Source organism: Tardiphaga sp. (assembly GCF_041424195.1).
Lineage (GTDB): Bacteria > Pseudomonadota > Alphaproteobacteria > Rhizobiales > Xanthobacteraceae > Tardiphaga.
On sequence record NZ_JBGMOE010000217.1, the window covers coordinates 1 to 3,329 of the forward strand.

Here is a 3,329-nt window from a genome sequence, read left to right on the forward strand (position 1 = left end):
GAATCTGGTCGTCCGTCACTTGATCCGCAGGTTCTTGCTATCCGAAGGCAAGCCGAGCCGCCTGTCCCAGTGGTATCCTGACCACAGACGATGCGGCCTGCCCGCAGACAGCCGTTACCCACACATCCCGTGACGCCGCATCTCCGGCGTCCACCGCATCCCGCCCCGCAATCGTGACGATCGCGATCGCCCCTCTCGATGGGGCAGGACGAAGCGGAAAATAATCAATATGGGGATGTTGTCAATAGTAATAGGAAAAAATGTTGGGAGCTGCTTGCTGCCCCAAGTTTGATTCCGGGGGCCCGATGGGGTATGTCGGAAGGGCTCGATTGCAGGAATGATGATGACCGATGGTTTTCGGCTTGATCGCTATCTCGCGCGGATCGGCTTTGACGGACCGGTTGCTCCGGATCTGGCAACGCTAACCGCCATTCATGCCGCTCAGGTCGAAGCGCTCCCAGTTGAGGGCCTCAATCCGTTGCTGGGTCTTCCGGTCAAACTGGATATGGCGTCGGTGCAGCAGAAACTCGTCGATGGCCGACGCGGCGGCTATTGCTACGAATTGAACGCGCTGCTGCGGGCTGCGCTCGTCGAGGTCGGCTTCAAGGTCACCGGACTTGGGGGCCGGGTGCGCTGGAATGCGCCGCCGGACAGTCCGCTCGGTCCGAGGGCGCATATGCTCCTGAGGGTCGATCTGCCGGACGGGCCATATCTCGCCGATGTCGGCTTTGGCGCCTGCGTGCTGGACGCACCCTTGCGGCTGGCTGTCGATATCGAGCAACAGACCGCGACAGGCACCTATCGACTGACCGAGGCCGATGGCCTGTTGTCACTGAGCGCGAAGCGGCCAGGCGGCTGGCGGACCATGTATGTGTTTGACCTGACGCCTCAGCTTCCAGCGGATTACGAGCTCGGCAACTGGTACACATCGACCAGCCCGTTCATGCCCTTCACGTCGATGCTGGTGATGGAGCGTGTCAGCGGCGACCGGCGCACCAGACTGGTCAACCGCCATCTGACCGTCGAGGGACGGGATGGCGAACCGGTGTCCGAACGCGTGCTCGGCAGCGCCGCGGAGTTGCAACAGGTCCTCGACGAGACCTTCGGCATCACGCCGCCGGCTTCCGCCGACGAGATTTTCGCGATCATCAGCGGCAACGCGGAACGCTCCTGATTGCGACAGTGGCGGGGGCAGTAGCTCCGCGCCATCTGAAGTTCCGATCCCGTTGCGACGGATGACACCTTCGGCTAATCCGCTTGCGATCATCACGAGGACCGTCACATGTCGCTGTCATCCGCCAAGAATTACGCGCTGCGCGCCGCCAAGTCGCAGGACCAGAAGGAAGCCACCGAGCTTCTGTCCAAGGCGATCATGGAGTTGACGCTGGCGATCGAGGCGCAGGACGCCAAGATCAAGAAGATGAACAAGGGCGGATGATCGGGGCGCCGATCTCACCGTTTTGCGATTGAACCTATTGCGCAGCTCCACGTTCAGTGTTCCCCACATCGGAAGGACACGACATGAGCGCGCTCAGCAAGGTCAAGGAACATATGGAAGTCATTGGCGCCGACGGCGTCCATGTCGGCACCGTCGACAAGGTCGAGGGCAACCGCATCAAGCTGACCAAGAAGGACAGCGGCGAGGGCAGCCACAAAGGTCATCATCACTTCATCGATGGCGGTCTGGTCGCGGAGGTCGAGGGTGACAAGGTGCGGCTGTCGGCCAATGGCGATGTCGCCTTTGCCATGGAAGAAGAGAAGTAGAACGAAAAAGCCCCGCGGTGTGAGCCGCGGGGCTTTCGTTTATATCGCGATGTTCGAGCGAGATGAAGCGTGCCTCACTTCACCTCCATCTGCAGACCTTCCTTGTCGATGATGGTCTTGAACTTGGCCGTCTCGGCCTCGATGAAGGTCTGATACTGCGCAGGGGTGCCGTAATCGGGCACGGCGCCCATCGCCATGATGGTCTTCTTCGCGGCATCGGTCGCCAGCAGGGTCTTGATCTGGCTGTTGAGCGAGTCGACGGCGGCGGTGGGGGTGCTCTTCTGATAGAATACGCCGAACCATGTCGACACATCGAAATTCGCGAGTTCAGGCGCGGTCTCGCGCATCGCCGGCACGTTCGGGCACTGCGCATTGCGTTCGGTCGTGGTCACCGCGAGCGCGTTGAGCTTGCCATCAAGCACTTGCGGCAGCGACGGATAGAGATTGTCGAACAGGATCTGGATGTCGCCGGCAAGCGCCGCCTGCAGAGCGGGACCCGCGCCGCGGAACGGCACGTGCTGCATCTTCAGCCCGGTGAGCTGCAGCCACCATGCGCCGGTGAGATGCGGGCTCTGGCCGACGCCGGACGAGCCGTAATTCAGCTTGTCCGGATTGGCCTTGATATAGGCGATCAGCTCCGGGACCGTCTTGATCGCCAGGCTCGGATGCGCGCAGACGATGTTGGGCAGCTTGATCATGTTGCTGACCGGCTGCAACTGGTCGCTCTTGTAGGTCAGGTTCCTGAAGATGCTGTAGGCAATGGCGTTGGGGCCGGGATTGCCGACCAGGATCGTATGGCCGTCGCCCTTCTGCCGCGCGACTTCGGCGACGCCGATGGTGCCGCCGCCGCCCGAGCGATTCTCCACCACCACTGACTGCCCCCAGGCCGGCTGCAGATGCGCGGCGAGCATGCGGCCCATCACGTCGGTCGAGCCGCCGGCTGCGGCAGGCACGATAATGCGGACGGTTTCGGTGGGCTTCCATTCACCGGCACCAAGGCTGGCGCGCGGCAGGATCGCGGCGCTGGTGATCGCGGCCGCGCCGGTCAGTACGGTGCGGCGGCTGATGAGTCTGGTCATGGTTTCTTCCCTCGATGGCGTCGTTTTGGTTCTTGGTCTTGCCGAAATCGTAGTGAGGCGGATGGCGGCGGGCAAGCCGACCTTTGACGCGCGGCCGCACCACACGGAAAAAGCCCCGCGGCGTGTGCCGCGGGGCTTGCAATCAGACGTCGCCAACTCATGCAGCGATCAGCGGAAGCTGATCAGCTTGAACAGCGGCGTGAGGTAACTCATTTCCTGGCCGGATGTCGGCGTGGTGCGGCTGATGAAGTCGAAGATCTTGCCGTCCTGCAGGCCGTAATTGGCGAGCCGGATCACCTTGCGGTTCTTGTCGAAATAGATCGCGATGACGCGCTGGTCGGTGACTTTCTGCGGCATGAACGCGACGGCGCGTTCGGCGCGCTGCGAGATGTAATAGAACACTTCACCTGATAGCGTGGCGACGGTGGAGGGCGTGCCCATCACGATCAGCACCTGATCCTGGCTGGCGCCGATCGGAATCTGCTC

Annotated in this window: 5 protein-coding genes; 3 read left to right on the forward strand and 2 right to left on the reverse strand. The window is 62.2% G+C overall.

What is annotated here, in order from left to right:
• The first annotated feature begins 343 nt into the window (after positions 1–343).
• The 3 genes from ACEK02_RS29860 to ACEK02_RS29870 all read left to right on the forward strand — a co-directional run bounded on the left by ACEK02_RS29860 (position 344) and on the right by ACEK02_RS29870 (position 1,764).
• Positions 344–1,174, forward strand: a complete 831-nt coding sequence (locus tag ACEK02_RS29860; protein ID WP_371425056.1) for an arylamine N-acetyltransferase — start codon at positions 344–346, stop codon at positions 1,172–1,174.
• A gap of 108 nt (positions 1,175–1,282) precedes the next feature.
• Positions 1,283–1,438, forward strand: a complete 156-nt coding sequence (locus ACEK02_RS29865) for a hypothetical protein (protein WP_184516099.1) — start codon at positions 1,283–1,285, stop codon at positions 1,436–1,438.
• An 83-nt stretch (positions 1,439–1,521) separates the two neighbouring features.
• A complete protein-coding gene (locus ACEK02_RS29870; protein WP_371425057.1) occupies positions 1,522–1,764 on the forward strand; it encodes a DUF2171 domain-containing protein in 243 nt (80 codons plus the stop codon).
• A 74-nt stretch (positions 1,765–1,838) separates the two neighbouring features.
• Here ACEK02_RS29870 and ACEK02_RS29875 read toward each other — a convergent pair whose 3' ends face one another.
• Together ACEK02_RS29875 and ACEK02_RS29880 are read right to left on the reverse strand one after the other, a co-directional pair.
• Positions 1,839–2,843: a Bug family tripartite tricarboxylate transporter substrate binding protein gene (locus tag ACEK02_RS29875; protein ID WP_371425058.1), complete on the reverse strand. Its 1,005-nt coding sequence runs from the start codon at positions 2,841–2,843 to the stop codon at positions 1,839–1,841.
• A gap of 168 nt (positions 2,844–3,011) precedes the next feature.
• Positions 3,012–3,329, reverse strand: a 318-nt coding sequence (locus ACEK02_RS29880; RefSeq protein ID WP_371425059.1) for an outer membrane protein assembly factor BamE, incomplete at its 5' end; no start/stop codon positions are given.

What these genes read in the sequence shown, in the direction of transcription:
- ACEK02_RS29860 (WP_371425056.1), top strand. Translation starts at nt 344, where the DNA reads ATGACCGATGGTTTTCGGCTTGATCGCTATCTCGCGCGGATCGGCTTT.
- ACEK02_RS29865 (WP_184516099.1), top strand. Translation starts at nt 1,283, where the DNA reads ATGTCGCTGTCATCCGCCAAGAATTACGCGCTGCGCGCCGCCAAGTCG.
- ACEK02_RS29870 (WP_371425057.1), top strand. Translation starts at nt 1,522, where the DNA reads ATGAGCGCGCTCAGCAAGGTCAAGGAACATATGGAAGTCATTGGCGCC.
- ACEK02_RS29875 (WP_371425058.1), bottom strand. Translation starts at nt 2,843, where the DNA reads ATGACCAGACTCATCAGCCGCCGCACCGTACTGACCGGCGCGGCCGCG.